This is a genomic window from Stenotrophomonas sp. 62841_Sma (assembly GCF_056482945.1).
In genome coordinates this window covers 286,368-302,648 of sequence record NZ_CM151224.1, presented here as the reverse complement: position 1 = coordinate 302,648, position 16,281 = coordinate 286,368, and the positions used below count along the sequence as shown (strand labels likewise).

Sequence of the window (16,281 nt, the reverse complement as noted above, 5' to 3'; positions counted from 1 at the left end):
ACCCAGGGCGATGCAGCCAGGCCGGGTGATGAACCAGTACGTCCAGTAGATCCACGCCATGCGTGGATGGATGCCTGCGCACACGCAATGCTACAGATTGCGGGAAATCCGCCGCTATGGATGCCTCTGCCCATCGCCAACGCAACGCACGTGACGTTGCGCACATCACATCTGTGGATTGTTGGTTGCGATTCATTTTCGCGCACATCCGCGGCACAGCGATAAACAGTTACGAATGGAAACATTCTAGAATCGCGCCCCCACGTTGGTTTGCAGCACCCCACGCGCCCATAGAACGGGCGCATGTTTTTCCTGAAACACGAGATTTCACGGATGTCCCTGAAGACCACTCCGCTGCGCAACGCGATCGTCATCGCGCTGGCCGCCAGCTGCACCACCCCCGCCTTCGCACAGAGCGCCGGCGATACCCCCACCAACCTCGACCGCATCGAAATCACCGGCTCGCGCATCCGCCAGGCCAGTGTCGAGACCGCACAGCCAGTGATCGCGCTCAACCGCGCCGAGATCGAGAAGAAGGGCTACGTCAACGTCGCCGACATCCTGCAGGACATTCCCGCTGCTGGTTCGCCGAGCATGAGCCGCGCGTCTTCGCTGACCTCCTCGCGCGACTTCGGTGGCATGTACGTCAGCCTGCGCAACCTCGGCCCGGAACGCAGCCTGGTGCTGATCGACGGCCGCCGCATGGGCGTCAGCGCCGGCGGCTACTCCGACCTGGCCTCGATTCCGTCGGCCATCGTCGAGCGCGTGGAAGTGCTGACCGATGGCGCGTCCGCGCTGTACGGCTCGGACGCCATCGCCGGCGTGGTCAACATCATTACCCGCAAGAACTTCGACGGTGGCCAAGCCAGCGTCTATGTCGGCCAGTACGGCCAGGGTGACGGCCAGAAGCGCTCATACAGCGCCACCTTCGGCAAGACCTTCGACCGCGGCTGGTTCACCGTGGGTGCTGAGCGCACCAAGGAAGACGAAGTGCTGGGCAAGGATCGCGAGTTCAGCCGCTATCCCAACGGCCCGCGCCACCCGACCGACAACCTGAACGGCAACACCCCGTGGGGCTACGTCACCGTCGGTGGCAAGAACCTGACCGTGGGCCCGGGCGGCGATCCGAGCCAGAAGGGCAACTTCCACGCGCCGGATCCGGCCGATGGTGCCAACAGCAAGACCAACATGAGCCTGCTGACCGGCCTGGAGCGCACCTCGGTGTTCGCCAACGGCGGCTTCTCGATCACCGACGACCTGCGCATCGTCGCCGACGCGCTGTACAGCAAGCGCGAATCGACCAAGCAGCTAGCCGGCTACCCGTACTCGGTCAGCGCCGCGCAGGCGCGCAACGGCAGCCGTGCCGCCCTGTCCAAGGACAGCACGTTCAACCTGTGGGGCCAGGATGTGCTGTTCGCGCACCGCTCCGAGGAGCTGCCGCGCGGCACCGAGAACAATCTGGAGACCAAGCGCGCCAGCATCGGCCTGGAAGGCAGCTTCGAAACCGGTTCGCGGTACTGGGACTGGAACGTCAGCTACATGTACAACCGCAATGAAGGCGAGCGCATCGGTACCGGCAGCATGTACCAGCCGCACGTCAACCAGGCCGTCGGCCCGTCCTTCATGGATGGCAACGTGGCCCGCTGCGGCTCACCGGGTGCGGTGATCGCCGGCTGCGTGCCGTGGAACCCGGCTGCGCCGATGGGTTATACCGGCCCTGGCTCGCTGAGCAACCAGGACGTACAGGACTACCTGTTCGCCCGCTTCGTCGACAAGATGAAGAGCACCACCAAGGTGGCCAGCGCCAACATCTCCGGTTCGCTGTTCACCCTGCCGGCCGGCGACATCATGGGCGCGATGGGCTTCGAGCACCGCAGCGAAGAAGCCAGCTACACCCCGGACATGCGGGTGCAGAAGGGTGAGATTACCGGCACCAGCGGCCAGCCGACCCGTGGCGACTACTCGCTCAACGAGGTCTACCTGGAGCTGCAGGTGCCACTGCTGGCCGATCTGCCGTTCGCGCGCGAACTGTCGCTGGACGTGGCCGGTCGCTACTCGGATTACAACAACTTCGGCTCGACCACCAACAGCAAGTTCGGCCTGAAGTGGAAGCCGATCGACAGCCTGCTGGTCCGCGCAACCTATGGCACCGGCTTCCGTGCGCCCACCGTGGATGACCTGTACGGCGGTACCGTCAGCACCCGCGATTCGTTCACCGATCCGTGCGATACCTCGTTCGGTACCGCGGCCACCAGCCCGACCGTTGCTGCCCGTTGCCAGGCGCTGAAGGTGCCGGCCAACTTCCGCCAGCTCAACAGCGATGGCACCGTTGCCACCAAGCCGGGCCAGCAGTCGACCGTCGACTTCAACTCGGGTTCCAACGCGGCGCTGAAGCCGGAAACCGCCAAGACCTGGACCGTGGGCCTGGTGTACAGCCCGGACTTCGTGGCCGGCCTGGATGTCAGCCTCGACTGGTGGAAGATCCGCATCAACAACGCCATCGTCTCCGAGACCACCAACAGCATTCTCGAGCAGTGCTATGTGCAGGGTTCGGACGCCGCCTGTGGCCGCTTCACCCGTGGCAGCAACGGCCAGGTCAACAGCCTGGACCGCTCGCTGGTCAATGCCGGTTTCCGCGAAACCGCCGGCTATGACATCAACGTGCGTTACCGCCTGCCGGAAACCACGTTCGGCCAGTTCGCCGTCAACTGGAACACCACCTACACCGACTACCTGAAGCAGCGCAACGACAACGCCGCGACCACGCCGGTGGAGCAGCGCACCAGCTGGGGCGGCGACTTCCGCGTCCGCTCGACCTTCAACCTGGATTGGCAGTACGGCGACCTCGGCATCGGCTGGACCGCGCGCTACTACTCCAGCATGAAGGAGAAGTGCTCGTACATGGACGAGTGCAACCTGCCGGGCTTCAGTTCGTCGTACACCAGTGCATCGCCGACCAACAAGGTGGGCTCCAACACCTTCCACGACCTGCAGGTGCGTTACAGCCTGCCGTGGGACGGCACCGTGTCGCTGGGCGTGAACAACGTGTTCAACCACCAGGGTCCGATCATGTACAGCCAGCCGAACAGCAGCTTCACCTACTACGGTGGCTTCGACATCGGCCGCTTCATGTACATGAAGTACCAGCAGCGCTTCTAAGCCTGCAACCGCGTTCCCGTCACAGCCAACTCTCTCCTGGCTGTGGATGGAAGCAGAGCGGCGCCCCTCGGGGCGCCGCTCTTTTTTGTGCACACGTGTCAGCCGAGCGGACGCGGCGCTAGCGCTTGGCGCGCATCGTGCGGATGTTGTCGCCGACAAACAGCACCAGGCCGGCCCAGATCGCGGCAAAGCCGATCGCCTTGGCGGTGTCGAACGCTTCGTGGAAGAAGAACACACCCAGCAGCAGCTGCAGGCTCGGCGCGATGTACTGCAGGATGCCGACCAGCGACAGCGGAATGCGCTTCACGCCGTAGGCGAAGCCGATCAGCGGCACGGCGGTGACTGCGCCGCCGAAGATCAGCAGCAGGTCGTTGCGCCAGCCCCAGCCATGGAAGAACGCGCCGCCATGGCCGTTCTCGGCCCAGATCGCGAAGGCCAGCGCCGGCAGGAACAGGTACATGCTTTCCACGCCCAGGCCGGCCACCGGGTCGACCGAAACCAGCTTGCGCAACAGGCCATACAGGCCGAACGAACAGGCCAGGCCCAGCGCGATCCACGGCGGTGTGCCGGCGTCGATGGTCAGCCAGGCCACGCCCACCGCCGCCATCGCCACCGCCACCCACTGCAGGCGGCGCAGGCGTTCCTTCAGCACCAGCACGCCCAGCAGCACGTTCACCAGCGGGTTGATGAAGTAGCCCAGGCTGGTCTCGATGACATGGCCGGCGTTGACCGCCCAGATGTACAGGCCCCAGTTGAAGGCGATGGTCAGGCTCGACACCAGCAGGATCGGCAGCGCGCGCGGCTGTGCGGCGATCTTCTGCCACCAGCCCAGGCGCGAGCTGATCAGCAGCCAGCCCAGCACCAGCACGGTGCTCCAGATGATGCGGTGGGCGATGATCTGGAACGAGGGCACCTCGTTGAGCAGGTGCCAGTACACCGGCACCAGGCCCCAGATCACGAAGGTGGACGCAGTGACCAGCAGGCCCCGGCGTTGTTCTTTCTCATCCATGCTCATTTCTTTCTCGTCCTTGCCATCGTCAGCACCACCACACCCAGAAGAATCACCACCATCGCCAACAGGTCGCGCCAGCCGAACCGTTCACCGTTGAGCAGTGCGCCCAGCAGCACCGCGATCACCGGATTGACGTACGCGTAGCTGCCCGCCAGCGCGGGGCGCACGTTCTGCAGCAGCCACACGTAGGCGGTGAACGCGACGATGGAGCCGAACACGCACAGGTAGGCCATCGCCAGCAGGCCACCGGTATCGGGCAGCGTGGTCGGGCGCTCGCCCACCGCCAGGCCGATCAGCACCAGCAGCACGCCGCCGCAGAGCATCTGCCCGGCAGCGGTCATGAACGGGCCCGGCAGATCCAGCCCGCGTGCCCAGACCGAACCGAAGGCCCAGCCGATCGGCGCGATCAGCAGCAGCACCAGCCCGGTCGGCGAGGCCGTCAGGCTGCTGCCGGCGTTGAGCCAGACCACGCCCAGGAAGCCGATGGCGATGCCCAGCCACTCGCCACGGCTGGCGTGCTGGCCGCGCAGCGCCGAGAACAGCGCCATCCACAGCGGCACCGAGGCCACTGCGGTGGCGGCCAGGCCCGAGGACACCTCACGCTCGGCCAGCACCACCATGCCGTTGCCCAGCACCAGCATGGTCACGCCCATGATGACCAGGTTGCGCCATTGCCGCAGGGTCGGGTTCGGCATCTTCCAGAACAGGCGCAAGGCCAGGAACATCAGACCACCGGCAATGATGAACCGGCTGCCGGAGACCATCGTCAGCGGCAGTGCGCCGCCGTGCAGGGCCTTGGCGATGCCCAGGTAGGTCGAGCCCCAGACCACGTAGACCAGCAGCAGTGCCAGCGCGACAAGGCCACCCCGGGGGGCAGCCGCAGACGAAGAGGGGGGAGCCGACATGACACACCAGGGAGCCGGGGGAAGGCGGATTCTAGGACGTTTTGAGTATGGTCCGGGACCCCATACGGTGGCACGCTGTCATCCATCCATGCACCCTGCTCTGGTCTGCTACCCCGTGTTGACGGTCGATGCAGTACCAAGAGGGCTGCCCGGCCGCGCCGCCCCAAGGCCGGGCGCCGTTTTCCCTGCGCACGGACGCGCCGCATCGAGGATTCCCACCCAGATGAGCACCACGTCCCAACCTGCTGTCCCCGCGAACGACCGCGCCGCCCTGCGGCGGTCGATCTCCAATACCCTCAAAGGCTCCGCCGGCAACCTGGTGGAGTGGTACGACGTCTACGTGTACTCGGTGTTCGCCGTGTACTTCGAATCGCAGTTCTTCTCGCCCGACGACAAGAACTCCACGATGTACGTGTGGGCGATCTTCGCGGCGACCTTCCTGATGCGCCCGATCGGTGCCTGGTTCTTCGGCCGCTTCGCCGACCGCCATGGCCGCCGCCTGGCACTGACCGTGTCGGTCACGCTGATGGCGCTGTGTTCGTTCCTGATCGCCATCACCCCCACCGCCGCCAGCATCGGCATCTGGGCCGCGGTCATCCTGCTGTTCGCGCGCCTGCTGCAGGGCTTCGCCACCGGTGGCGAGTACGGTGCCAGCGCCACCTACATGTCCGAGGCCGCCATTCCCGGCCGCCGCGGCTTCCTGTCGTCCTTCCACTACGTCACCCTGGTCGGTGGTCATGTGCTGGCCCAGCTGACCCTGCTGCTGATGCTGACCTTCTGGGGCAAGCCGGAGATCTCCGAGTGGGGCTGGCGCATCGCCTTCGGCATCGGTGGCATCGCAGCAGTGGTGGTGTTCTGGCTGCGTCGTGGCATGGACGAGTCGCTGTCGGAGTCGTCCATCGAGGCCGCACGCGAGGGCAAGGCACAGAAGTCCGGCTCGATGTACGAACTGTTCGTGCACCAGTGGCGGCCGCTGCTGCTGTGCTTCCTGATCACCGCCGGCGGCACCGTGGCCTTCTACACCTACTCGGTGAACGGCCCGAAGATGATCCAGAGCGCCTTCGCCGGCAACGATCCGATGACCGGCACCCTGATCAACCTGGGCGTGCTGGCGTTCCTGATGGTGCTGCAGCCGGTCGGTGGCTGGCTGTCGGACATCATCGGCCGCAAGACCCTGCTGGTGTTCTTCGGCGTCGGCGGCGTGCTGTACAGCTGGTACCTGATCACCCAGCTGCCGCACCAGCATGACGCCACCCTGGCCTTCCTGACCCTGGCCATGGCGTTCGTCATCCTCACCGGTTACACCTCCATCAACGCGGTGGTGAAGGCCGAACTGTTCCCCACCCATGTGCGCGCACTGGGCGTGGGCCTGGGCTACGCGCTGGCCAACTCGCTGTTCGGCGGCACCGCCCCGCTGCTGTACCAGGGTGCGCTGAAGACCGGCCACGTCGACTGGTTCGCCATCTACGTGACCGCGACGATCGCGGTATCGTTGGTGGTCTATGTGTTCTTCCTCACCAACAAGGGCCCGAACTGGCTCGACGGCACCCGCAAGTAAGCGCGTTGCCCTGATCGCGGCCACCGGTGCACTGCCGGTGGCCGCTGCGTCTCCCGCCACGCCTCTGATGTGGATCGCGGCGACGCTGGCCGCAGCCACGGCATTGGCCTGGCTGCTGCGCCGCCCCAACGCACAGGCCGCGTGGCCGCGCATCGGATTCGGGATTGCCCTGCTGGTGTTCTGCGCCGCGCTGGCGCTGCAGCTGGCGGTGGACCTGGGCAGCGGCCACAGTTCGTTGCAACTGCGCCTGCATCGCGGCATCAATGCAGGGTCGCCGGTTGGACTGCGCACGATGGTGGCGTGCTATCTGGCAGCGCTCGCCGCCAGTGGCTGGGGCGCGTGGAAGCTGCTGCGCCGGCGCTGACGAATACCCGGGCGTGCCGGCCGCTGGCCGGCAACGCCACCTCTTTCGGTAGTGCCAGCCGCTGGTCGGCAACTCCACATTCTTTCCGAAGGTTCATGAGGTTGCCGGCCAGCGGCCGGCACTACCTCAACGGCGGGCCGCTTCGCTCTTGTCGCGCGCGCCGCGGAACTCCGATTCCTTTTCCCACGTCGGCCAACGGCGGCTGTTGGCCAGCTCGGCGCCCAGGTCGTAGACCAGCAGGGTGTCGGCGGCGTGGCCGCTCGGGTCCCAGCTAGGGGTCCAGGCATCGCAGGCCTGGTGGTAGCAGTCAGCGAAGTACTTCTCGCGCAGCGCGCGGCCGGCTTCAATCCCACCGTCCAGCTTGTCCAGGCCCGGGCCGATGGTGATCGCCGGCACGCCCAGGCGGGCGAAGGCGAAGTGGTCGGCACGGTAGAAGAAGCCGGCTTCCAGGTTCGGGTCCGGGCTGTAGCTGCGGCCGCGGGCCTTGGCCACGCGCTCCAGGTCACCCTCCAGCGACACCCGGCCCTTGCCCCACGAGGCGATGTCACGGGTCGCGCCATCCGGGCTGAACATTTCGATGTTCAGCACTGCAGCGGTCTTGTCCAGCGGCGCCAGCGGGTGCGCGGCGTAGTAGCTGGCACCCAGCAGGCCCTTCTCTTCGGCGGTCAGGGCCACGAAGTACAGCGTGCGCTGCGGCTGCGGGCCGGCGGCGAACACCCGGCCCAGTTCCAACACGGTGGCCACACCGGTGGCGTTGTCGATCGCGCCGCGGCGGATGCGGTCACCCTTGGCGTCCGGCTGGCCGATGCCGAAGGCATCCCAGTGCGCGGAGAAGATCACCGCCTCGTCGGCGTGTTCACCACCGGGCAGCTTGGCCACCACGTTGCGGGTCACCACCTGCTCGCGCTTGAGCGCGAAATCCACGCTCAGCTTTGCATTGTCCAGCGCCACCGGGCGGAAGTCGGCGCGCATCGCCTTGCGCTTCTCGGCATCGAAGTCGAGGCCGGCGTCGGCGAAGATCGCCTCGGCCAGTTCGCGCTGCATCCAGCCACGCAGCGGGGTGTGCTGGGCCATCGCCTCGGCCTGGCCACGCTCGATGTCGAACAGCGGCGAGGTACCCGAGCTCTTCACCGTGGCCCAGCCATAGGCGGCCGGTGCGGTCTCGTGCACGATCAACACGCCCTCGGCGCCACGGCGCGCGGCTTCCTCGAACTTGTAGGTCCAGCGGCCGTAGTAGGTCACCGCCTTGCCGTCGAACGCGCCCGGCGCATCGGCTTCGAAATCGGCGTCGTTGATCAGCACGACGGCGATCTTGCCGTGCAGGTCCACGTCCTTGTAGTCGTTCCACTGGCGTTCCGGCGCGTCGATGCCGTAGCCGACGAACACCAGCGGCGCATCCTTGATCTGCACGCGCTTGCGCGGCTGCAGGCTCTGCAGGGTCACGTCCACGCCGTTGGCCAGCGCGCGCTTGCCCTGCTTCAGCGACAGGCTGGCCTTGGCCGCGCCATCCAGCTGTGCGCGCACCAGCGGCACCGGCTGTACCCAGCTGCCATCCACGCCACCCGGCTGCAGGCCGTAGCTGCGGAACTGCTCGATCAGGTACTGCACCGTGCGTTCTTCGCCCTCGGTGGCCGGCGCGCGGCCCTCGAATTCATCCGACGCCAGCACATGCACGTGGCGCGATAGTGCCTGCGGATCGATACCGCCACCCGGCAGGTCGTTGGCCGCATGGGCCAGGCCACCGACAAACAGGCAGGACGACAGCAGCAACACGCGCATCGGATTCACGGCAGTACCACGGCTAGCTTGGAAGTCACCAGAGTGTAACGTGGTCGCGACATCACGGCGCAGCCTGGGCCCACGTCATCCACGCATGGCGTGGATCTACCTGCTGATGCGGTCCAGCCAGCAGGCCAGGCCCTGCGCGTTGAGTTCGATGTCCATCGCCAGCACTGCAGTCACCGCGGCATCGTCCAGCGCACAGCCATGCAGCTGTGCGCGTTCCAGGTACAGCGCCTGCAGTGCGGCCAGCAGGCAGCGGTGGCGGTCCGGTCGGCCATCGCACTGGCGGCCGATGGCGGCCATCGCATCGATCTGCTCAAACAGGTCGTCGGCCAGTTTCTCCACCTGTTCCACACGACCGTAGTGGGTCAGGTACATCGCCTGCGGCGCGTAATCGAGCATGCGCCGGATCGAGGCCTTCATCGCCTCCGGATCGAACTGCACCGGCGATGAGGTGGGGAAGATGAAAGCACCCTGCGCACTGTCCAGCTCGCGGTAGGAGATGCCGAACGTATCGCCGGTGAACCAGCTGCGGCTGCGCGCATCCCACACGCAGTAGTGGTGCAGCGCGTGGCCCGGGGTATGCAGCAGCACCAGCTCGCGGCCGGCCAGGTCGATGCGGTGGCCGTCTTCGGCCACCACCACACGGTGCTCCGGAATCGCCTCGATGCGGCCATAGCTGCGCGCGATCTCTTCGGCGCCATACACCGCCGTGGCACCCGCAATCAGGCGGGTCGGATCGATCATGTGCGGCGCACCGCGCGGGTGCAGCACCGCCTTCGCATTCGGCAACTGCTGCATCAGCAGGCCTGCACCGCCTGCATGATCCAGATGCACGTGGGTGAGCAGCAGCCAGTCCACCGCCTCCACGCCCAGGCCGGCATCCGCCAGCGCCTGCAGCATCGCCGGCACCGACAGGCCGGTGCCGCAGTCGACGAACGCAGCACGGCCGTTCTCAACGATCAGATACGCCGCGTCGAAATCCGGGCGCTGGAAACCGGTATCGATGGTGTGGATGCTGGGGTCGGCGGTCATCGGCACGCACCTGGCAGGATCGGGAACAGACCCCCATGGTAGGCGCGCGGGCAGCCCGGGTTCGATGCGGCTTTGGTCGGGTAGTGCCGGCCGCTGGCCGGCAACCTCGGGATAGCCAGGAGAATGCATGTGCCGGCCAGCGGCCGGCACTACCGATCAGCCGGGGCGCAATGCGAACCGCGGCCGCAGCAACAACGCCAGCACCAGCACCGCCAGGAACGCGCCGTAGGCGTACAGCACCGCCAGCACCTGCGGCCAGATCGGGCCGGCGCCGGGCTGCACCACGCCAATGCGGTAGCCCCACAGCATCGACACGATGCTCAGCGCGAATGCGAGCACCAGGGTGGTGCTGTCGAACAGGCGCCGCCGCGCGGTACGCGGCTGGCGCGGGAACAGCCAGTACAGGCTGCCCAGCAGCAGGAACCAGGGCAGGAACAGCAGCAGCGACAACCAGGCCATCGCAGACTCCATGTCATCGCGCCGGAGGCGCGCGGACATCATGCCATGACCTTCGTTCACGGGTAGTGCCGGCCGCTGGCCGGCGTTTCCTATGCAAATGCCGTGGTAGTGCCGGCCGCTGGCCGGCATCCGCCCTTCAACGGGGCCGACCAAGGTCGGCATCTACCGATCATTCGGCTCGCAGCGCCGCCAGTGCGGCCAGCACTACATCCACTTCCGCTTCCAGCTTGAACAGCTCGCTCTGCAGCTGGTCACCCTGCTCGGCCTGCTTGATCACCGCGATCAGCTGGCCCGCATCGCGCGGCGAATCGAAGCCTTCGCTCTGGATCAGCAGCGTGCCGTCACCGGCGGTCAGCTTGAAGTAGAAGCGGCCATCCTTTTCGCGGTACTGCTTGAACAGCGGCGGTGCCACGCGGGCCACGCCGGCGTCCTCGCTGGCGATGTCGCCCGCAGTGGACAGGTCACGCAGGCCCACCGCATGGCGCAGCTCGTCCAGCAGCGGTGCCGCCAGCTGCTCGCGCAGCTGCTGGCCACGGCGCTTGAGCAGCGCTTCGATCTTCTCCGGCTCGGCCATCAGCGCGTTGTAGCGCTCGCGCAGCGGCGACAGCTCGCTGTCGATGCGCTCGAACAGCTGCTGCTTGGCATCGCCCCAGCTGATGCCGGCGGCGAACGCCTTGGCGAATTCCGCGGTCTGTTCCGGGGTGGCGAACGCCTGGTACATCTGGAACAGCGCCGAGCCCTCGGTGTCCTTCGGCTCACCCGGTGCGCGCGAGTCGGTCAGGATCGAGAACACCAGCTTCTTCAGCTCCTCGCGCGGCACGAACAGCGGAATGGTGTTGTGGTAGCTCTTGCTCATCTTGCGGCCATCCAGGCCCGCCAGCGTCGCCACCTGCTCGTCGATCACCACGTCCGGCAGCGGGAAGTACTCCTTGCCGTACACGTGGTTGAAGCGCTGGGCGAAATCACGCGCCATCTCGATGTGCTGGATCTGGTCGCGGCCCACCGGCACCTGGTTGGCCTTGAAGATCAGGATGTCGGCGGCCATCAGCACCGGGTACATGAACAGGCCGGCGCTGACGCCTGCGTCCTCGTCCACACCTTCCTCGCGGTTCTTGTCCACCGCCGCCTTGTAGGCGTGCGCGCGGTTGAGGATGCCCTTGCTGGCGATGGCGGTCAGGAACCACATCAGCTCGGTGGTCTCGCGGATGTCGCTCTGGCGGTAGAACCACACGTGTTCCGGGTCCAGCCCGCAGGCCAGCCAGCTGGCCGCGATCTCCAGGGTCGCGCGCTGGGTGCGCTGCGGGTCCTGCGACTTGATCAGGCTGTGCAGGTCGGCCAGGAAGAAGAAGCTCTCGATCCCCGGCGCGCGGCTGGCCGCGATGGCCGGACGGATGGCGCCAACGTAGTTGCCCAGGTGGGGCGTGCCGGAGGGGGTGATGCCGGTAAGGACTCGGGTCGTCATGACTGCGTGGGGTAACCTTCGATGAACGGGGCCAGTTTACCTTGCACGCCACCAACCCCGTCAGGGCCTGCGGCGCGTTCATTCACGCAACCCCGCTGGAGACGCCCGATGAAACGCCTGCTGCCCCTGCTGCTGATCCTGCCCCTGGCCGGCTTCCGCCCGGCCCCGATGCCGCCGCCGGTGTACGAGGGCGGCCCCGTGCGCATGGCCCTGGTCGACCGCGACCGCGGTACTGAACTGCGCGCCTACCCGGCCGACGGCCAGCGCTGGGTGGCCGGCGAACGCGGCCACCGCTACGCCGTGCGCCTGTACAACGACAGCCCGCGCCGGGTGCTGGTGGTGCTGTCGGTGGACGGCGTCAACGCCATCTCCGGCGAAGATGCCGATCCTTCGCAGACCGGCTACGTGCTCAATCCCGGCCAGCGCGCCGACATCACCGGCTGGCGCAAGAGCCAGGACGAAGTGGCGCAGTTCGTGTTCAGCAGCCCCAGCGGCAGTTATGCCAGCCGCACCGGCCGCCCGGACAACATCGGCGTGGTGGGCGTAGCGGTGTTCGAGGAAGCGCGCCGCTGGCGTCCGGATCCGATCCTGCGCCGTGGCCTGCCGCTGCCAGCCCCGGCGGCGGAAGCGTCGGCCGATGCCAGCGCCAGCAGCAGCCGCATCGAGGGCTACGCCAACAAGTCGCAGGCGCCAGCGCTGGGCACCGGCCACGGTGCACGCGAGCAGTCTTCGGTGCGCGATACCGACTTCGAACGCGCCAGCCGCAGCCCGGCACAGGTACTGCAGCTGCGTTACGACAGCGCCCGCAACCTGCGCGCACGCGGCATCCTGGTGGATTCGCCGTCGCGCCTGCCGCGCGAACCTCAGGCGTTCCCGAACCGCTACGTGCCGGACCCGCCGGCGCGCTGATCGTACCGCCCAGACAACACAACGCCCGCAACCTCTCGGTGCGGGCGTTGTGTTGTGGGGGAAACCGAAGTGCTTACTTGTAGTCCGGGTAGTCCTTGCTCACGGCGTCCTGGAACTCACGCACTTCCTTCTCCGCGCGGTCCTTGGCCCAGCCATAACGTTCCTGCAGGCGACCGGCCAGATACTCGGCATTGCCTTCGGCCACATCGAAGTCGTCGTTGGTCAGATCGCCCCACTTGGCCTGGGCCTTGCCCTTCAGCTGCGACCACTTGCCGGAAATGATGTCTTTGTTCATTGCTGGGAGTCCTTGGTTGCAACGGCGTTCTTACCGTGGCTCCAGCTTCGCGCAGCGGCTGTTGAATACCGGTCAACCGGCAATGAAATAGATGCTCACCTGCTTGAATGGTTCACTCCGCTTCGACAGCACGCAGCGAAAAGCACGCGCAAAAAAAGGCCGGGGAAATCCCCGGCCTTTTCTCTTTCCGTTCCGTGCAGGGCTCAACGGCCCTTCGCGGTGTCCTCGACCTTCTCGCCCGCCTTCTGCACGTCCTTGCCGGCACCGGCAATGGTGTTGCAGCCGGCCAGCAGGGCCACCGAGAACATCGACAACAGCATCAGGGCAACTACGCGCTTCATGGGCTTCTCCTTGGGTTTGCCGCTACACCGCTTCATTCGCGGATGGGATTGTTTCGCTCGGCGGGAGAAGGCCAATGCCCACCACCGCCGCGTGAAGTGCAATCTGGCGGCAGTGGCGTGGAGCGGGCGTGAACGGATCACAGATCCGTTCAGGCGGCGCCGTCAGTCACGCATCAGGGTGGACTTGCCGAACAGGCTTTCGACCAGGTCCACGGCCAGTTCGGCGGTGGCATTCTGCTTGTCCAGCAAGGGGTTGAGCTCGACGATGTCCAGCGAACCCATGCGCCCGGTGTCGGCGATCATCTCCATCACCAGCTGCGCCTCGCGGTAGTTCACCCCGCCCGGCACAGTGGTGCCCACGCCCGGCGCGATGCTCGGGTCCAGGAAGTCCACATCGAAGCTGACATGCAGGTGGGTGTTCTCGTCGATGCCGGCCAGTGCGGCTTCCACCGCGCGCTTCATGCCGTTCTCGTCGATGTAGCGCATGTCATAGACATCCACCTTGTGGGTCTTGATCAGGCGCTTCTCGTCCGGGTCCACCGAACGGATGCCGATCTGGTGCATCTGCGCCGGGGTGATCGCCGGCACGGTGCCGCCAAGGCGGGTCAACGCATCCGGGCCGAGGCCGCACAGGCAGGCCACCGGCATGCCGTGGATGTTGCCCGACGGGGTCACGTCGCTGGTGTTGAAATCCGAATGGGCATCCAGCCACAGCACGCGCAGGGTCTTGCCCTGTTCGCGGCACCAGCGCGCCACCGCAGTGATCGAACCAATGCCCAGGCAGTGGTCGCCGCCGAGCATGATCGGCATGCGGCCAGCCTGCAGTTCGGCATAGCTGGCTTCCATCAGCGCATGGTTCCACGCCACCACTTCATCCAGGTGGCGGTAGCCTTCCACCGGCGCGGTCCACGGGTTGCGCGGGCCATCCAGGTTGCCCAGGTCACGCACGTCCACGCCGCGCGCCTCCAGCGCCTCCGGCAGGCCCGCCACGCGCAGCGCTTCCGGGCCAAGCCGGGCACCACGATGGCCCGCACCCACGTCGGTGGGAACGCCAATCAGGGATACGGAGATGGGATGGGCCATGGGTGCCTCCTGCGGTGGGGAAAAAGAAGCACAGTCTAGCCAGAGCTGTGTGACACCACTCGCGGCGGTGCAGCAGGACATTGGCATGGCATGATGCCGCGCGGACCCAGCCGCCCCTCATGGAAGATTGCGATGTCGCCCTTCATCAATACCGCCTGGCCGCGCTTTTTCATCGTGGCACTGCCCATCGCCCTTTTTGCGGTTCTGTTGAACAGCACGGTCGATGCGACGCCGAACGGTTGGTTGATCCAGACGGCGCTCCTGCTGGTGCCGTTCTCGACCCTGGTATTCCTCGGGTTGGGTTGGCAGCGTCTGCGCAAGGCACACGCTGAATATCCAATCCTGAAGAGCGAACTGCACCGTATGCTGGCGGCGTTGATCGGCAACGTAAAAGTGGCCGCGCTGTGGTTCGGCCTGACCTTGGTCGGAACGTTCGCCCTGATGCTGGCGTGGGTATTGCTGCGGAAGACGTGTGGCTGACGCGCGGCGGGTCGCGCTCAGAGAATCGCCGACGACCACGCTTCGGTGCGGAACGGGCGCTTCTTCAGCACGTCGATCCGCCATTGCCCTGCCACGCGCTTGAGCACGAACAGGCGTTCGTAACGTAGCGCGCGGGATTTCTGTGCATGGTCACGTACCAGCACTTCGGCCTTGGAGGCCGTCGGCTGACCGACGGCGGCCAGCAGATCCTCCGGCACGTGCACCGGCGGATTGCCCACCGACATGCCCGTGGAATACACCCGCTTCCGGTCGGTACACCAGGCCGCAAGGATGTTCGCGCGCTCCTGTTGGAATGATGGACTACCGAGCAGGTCTCCACCGGCCTTGGCATCACGGTAACCACGCGTTTCCCACGCATGGCAGGCCAGCATATAGCCACGCACCTCGGCTGCCGGTTCCCCTTCTGCGGCCGGTTCAGGCCACACAAGCGGCGGCGCCTCCTCCAACACCGGTGGCATCTGTGCGCCCGCTGCCTGCAGGCACTGCACCACAGCCGCATGCCCGCGCGCTTCGGCCAGCGACAGCGCATTGCGTCCTTCGAAATCCACGCGTGCAACATCAGCACCGCCAGCCAGCAACGGCTCGACCATCGGCAGATGACCGCCCTGCGCCGCCACCATCAGCGGTGTGCGATGCAGTTCCGGCGAGGCCACGTCCAGCGAGGCGCCGCGCGCGATCAGCAGGCGTCCGATGTCTGCGTCGTTGCGCTCGGTCGCCCATCCCAGTGCGGTAAAGCCCACCGCCGTGCAGGCATGCTCGATGTTGGCACCGCGGTCCAGCAGCCGCGCCACCGCGTCAGCCTTTCCGGCGATCACCGCCGACAACAACGGCGTGCGTCCGGTGCCTTTGTGCCGCCACTCGATGTCCGCGCCGGCATCCAGCAGCGCATCGATACGGTCGAGATCCTGTTGTTCGGCCGCCTTGGCCAGGAGGTGGGACATGGGGGGCTTCCGTGGGGTTGGCACAGGCCCGGTAGCTTAGTGCCGTCGCAACGCCGGGGCCACTTTGTGCCGATGTGAAGCAACGATGCCGTTGGCCGCTTATGATGATCGGGTGGGTGAACTGTGCGGTCAGTTAAGTTGGCTTTACGCGTTGTTTCGCCCTGCGCGCAGGTGGCTGCGCTGCGATGGGGTATATGCCCGCACGTTCCAGCGCTGCGCGATATGTCGCTTTTGCCATGCAACTGCGCAGAACAAGCCAAACGCGATAATTCATTTTTCCTCTCGGATCGCCCGATGCCATCGAAACAAACGACTGGCAGGCGGTGATTCTGCGTGCGCATGATGAATCGCCACCTGAAAAGGTGGTCGGGACTTCCAAGCCCGAGTTGTCAACGATGTATACGCTTGCCAGCCGGCGTCGTCCTTCCAGGTGCGACGCCGGCTGGCAATCCGTTAGCCGATCGACGGCGGGCGG

At 66.3% G+C, this 16,281-nt stretch carries 15 protein-coding genes; 5 read left to right on the top strand and 10 right to left on the bottom strand.

Features of this window, described 5'->3' with window-relative positions:
• The first annotated feature begins 333 nt into the window (after window positions 1–333).
• Window positions 334–3,159: a TonB-dependent receptor gene (locus ACZK5G_RS01360; protein ID WP_478465076.1), complete on the top strand. Its 2,826-nt coding sequence runs from the start codon at window positions 334–336 to the stop codon at window positions 3,157–3,159.
• Window positions 3,160–3,277: 118 nt separating this feature from the next.
• On the opposite strand, the gene rarD is transcribed toward ACZK5G_RS01360, so the two are convergent.
• Together rarD and yedA are read right to left on the bottom strand one after the other, a co-directional pair.
• Window positions 3,278–4,174, bottom strand: coding sequence for an EamA family transporter RarD (rarD, locus tag ACZK5G_RS01355; protein ID WP_032128173.1), 897 nt, complete (start codon window positions 4,172–4,174; stop codon window positions 3,278–3,280).
• Window positions 4,171–5,076, bottom strand: coding sequence for a drug/metabolite exporter YedA (gene yedA, locus ACZK5G_RS01350; protein ID WP_032128174.1), 906 nt, complete (start codon window positions 5,074–5,076; stop codon window positions 4,171–4,173). Before yedA ends, rarD begins: the two co-directional genes overlap by 4 nt.
• A gap of 223 nt (window positions 5,077–5,299) precedes the next feature.
• Between yedA and ACZK5G_RS01345 the strand changes: the two genes are divergently transcribed.
• Entirely contained in the window at window positions 5,300–6,634 is a 1,335-nt protein-coding gene (locus tag ACZK5G_RS01345; RefSeq protein WP_010486964.1) for an MFS transporter, read from the top strand.
• Window positions 6,635–6,701: 67 nt separating this feature from the next.
• Window positions 6,702–6,998 carry a hypothetical protein gene (locus ACZK5G_RS01340; RefSeq protein WP_100435675.1) on the top strand — a complete coding sequence of 99 codons (297 nt, stop codon included), beginning with the start codon at window positions 6,702–6,704 and terminating at the stop codon, window positions 6,996–6,998.
• A gap of 126 nt (window positions 6,999–7,124) precedes the next feature.
• Here ACZK5G_RS01340 and ACZK5G_RS01335 read toward each other — a convergent pair whose 3' ends face one another.
• The 4 genes from ACZK5G_RS01335 to ACZK5G_RS01320 form a co-directional block, all read right to left on the bottom strand.
• Window positions 7,125–8,777 (bottom strand): M28 family metallopeptidase, encoded by a 1,653-nt coding sequence (locus tag ACZK5G_RS01335; RefSeq protein WP_336684606.1) that lies wholly within the window; start codon window positions 8,775–8,777, stop codon window positions 7,125–7,127.
• A 105-nt stretch (window positions 8,778–8,882) separates the two neighbouring features.
• Window positions 8,883–9,815 (bottom strand): MBL fold metallo-hydrolase, encoded by a 933-nt coding sequence (locus ACZK5G_RS01330; RefSeq protein ID WP_032128178.1) that lies wholly within the window; start codon window positions 9,813–9,815, stop codon window positions 8,883–8,885.
• Between the two features lie 156 nt (window positions 9,816–9,971).
• The gene (locus ACZK5G_RS01325; protein ID WP_164080611.1) at window positions 9,972–10,274 is read right to left on the bottom strand and encodes a hypothetical protein; all 303 of its coding nucleotides are present in this window, start codon (window positions 10,272–10,274) and stop codon (window positions 9,972–9,974) included.
• 169 nt (window positions 10,275–10,443) lie between these two features.
• On the bottom strand, window positions 10,444–11,736 hold the full coding sequence (locus tag ACZK5G_RS01320) for a tryptophan--tRNA ligase (protein ID WP_478465074.1): 1,293 nt from the start codon (window positions 11,734–11,736) through the stop codon (window positions 10,444–10,446).
• A 108-nt stretch (window positions 11,737–11,844) separates the two neighbouring features.
• On the opposite strand from ACZK5G_RS01320, the gene ACZK5G_RS01315 reads away from it, so the two are divergent.
• The gene (locus ACZK5G_RS01315; RefSeq protein ID WP_478465072.1) at window positions 11,845–12,645 is read left to right on the top strand and encodes a hypothetical protein; all 801 of its coding nucleotides are present in this window, start codon (window positions 11,845–11,847) and stop codon (window positions 12,643–12,645) included.
• Window positions 12,646–12,718: 73 nt separating this feature from the next.
• On the opposite strand, the gene ACZK5G_RS01310 is transcribed toward ACZK5G_RS01315, so the two are convergent.
• The 3 genes from ACZK5G_RS01310 to rocF form a co-directional block, all read right to left on the bottom strand.
• On the bottom strand, window positions 12,719–12,940 hold the full coding sequence (locus tag ACZK5G_RS01310; protein ID WP_004153772.1) for a CsbD family protein: 222 nt from the start codon (window positions 12,938–12,940) through the stop codon (window positions 12,719–12,721).
• Between the two features lie 203 nt (window positions 12,941–13,143).
• Complete coding sequence (locus tag ACZK5G_RS01305) at window positions 13,144–13,281, bottom strand: entericidin A/B family lipoprotein (RefSeq protein WP_008266021.1); 138 nt, start codon at window positions 13,279–13,281, stop codon at window positions 13,144–13,146.
• A gap of 162 nt (window positions 13,282–13,443) precedes the next feature.
• Window positions 13,444–14,364: an arginase gene (rocF, locus tag ACZK5G_RS01300; RefSeq protein WP_049462319.1), complete on the bottom strand. Its 921-nt coding sequence runs from the start codon at window positions 14,362–14,364 to the stop codon at window positions 13,444–13,446.
• A gap of 132 nt (window positions 14,365–14,496) precedes the next feature.
• On the opposite strand from rocF, the gene ACZK5G_RS01295 reads away from it, so the two are divergent.
• Window positions 14,497–14,844: a hypothetical protein gene (locus ACZK5G_RS01295; RefSeq protein WP_478465070.1), complete on the top strand. Its 348-nt coding sequence runs from the start codon at window positions 14,497–14,499 to the stop codon at window positions 14,842–14,844.
• Window positions 14,845–14,861: 17 nt separating this feature from the next.
• Here ACZK5G_RS01295 and ACZK5G_RS01290 read toward each other — a convergent pair whose 3' ends face one another.
• Window positions 14,862–15,806, bottom strand: a complete 945-nt coding sequence (locus ACZK5G_RS01290; RefSeq protein ID WP_478465069.1) for an ankyrin repeat domain-containing protein — start codon at window positions 15,804–15,806, stop codon at window positions 14,862–14,864.
• Window positions 15,807–16,281: the final 475 nt, after the last annotated feature.

Coding starts and splice junctions, on each gene's coding strand:
- ACZK5G_RS01325 (WP_164080611.1), bottom strand. CDS start 10,274: ATGGCCTGGTTGTCGCTGCTGCTGTTCCTGCCCTGGTTCCTGCTGCTG.
- ACZK5G_RS01310 (WP_004153772.1), bottom strand. CDS start 12,940: ATGAACAAAGACATCATTTCCGGCAAGTGGTCGCAGCTGAAGGGCAAG.
- ACZK5G_RS01315 (WP_478465072.1), top strand. CDS start 11,845: ATGAAACGCCTGCTGCCCCTGCTGCTGATCCTGCCCCTGGCCGGCTTC.
- ACZK5G_RS01345 (WP_010486964.1), top strand. CDS start 5,300: ATGAGCACCACGTCCCAACCTGCTGTCCCCGCGAACGACCGCGCCGCC.
- rarD (WP_032128173.1), bottom strand. CDS start 4,174: ATGAGCATGGATGAGAAAGAACAACGCCGGGGCCTGCTGGTCACTGCG.
- ACZK5G_RS01360 (WP_478465076.1), top strand. CDS start 334: ATGTCCCTGAAGACCACTCCGCTGCGCAACGCGATCGTCATCGCGCTG.
- ACZK5G_RS01320 (WP_478465074.1), bottom strand. CDS start 11,736: ATGACGACCCGAGTCCTTACCGGCATCACCCCCTCCGGCACGCCCCAC.
- ACZK5G_RS01290 (WP_478465069.1), bottom strand. CDS start 15,806: ATGTCCCACCTCCTGGCCAAGGCGGCCGAACAACAGGATCTCGACCGT.
- ACZK5G_RS01340 (WP_100435675.1), top strand. CDS start 6,702: ATGTGGATCGCGGCGACGCTGGCCGCAGCCACGGCATTGGCCTGGCTG.
- yedA (WP_032128174.1), bottom strand. CDS start 5,076: ATGTCGGCTCCCCCCTCTTCGTCTGCGGCTGCCCCCCGGGGTGGCCTT.
- ACZK5G_RS01295 (WP_478465070.1), top strand. CDS start 14,497: ATGTCGCCCTTCATCAATACCGCCTGGCCGCGCTTTTTCATCGTGGCA.
- rocF (WP_049462319.1), bottom strand. CDS start 14,364: ATGGCCCATCCCATCTCCGTATCCCTGATTGGCGTTCCCACCGACGTG.
- ACZK5G_RS01330 (WP_032128178.1), bottom strand. CDS start 9,815: ATGACCGCCGACCCCAGCATCCACACCATCGATACCGGTTTCCAGCGC.
- ACZK5G_RS01335 (WP_336684606.1), bottom strand. CDS start 8,777: ATGCGCGTGTTGCTGCTGTCGTCCTGCCTGTTTGTCGGTGGCCTGGCC.
- ACZK5G_RS01305 (WP_008266021.1), bottom strand. CDS start 13,281: ATGAAGCGCGTAGTTGCCCTGATGCTGTTGTCGATGTTCTCGGTGGCC.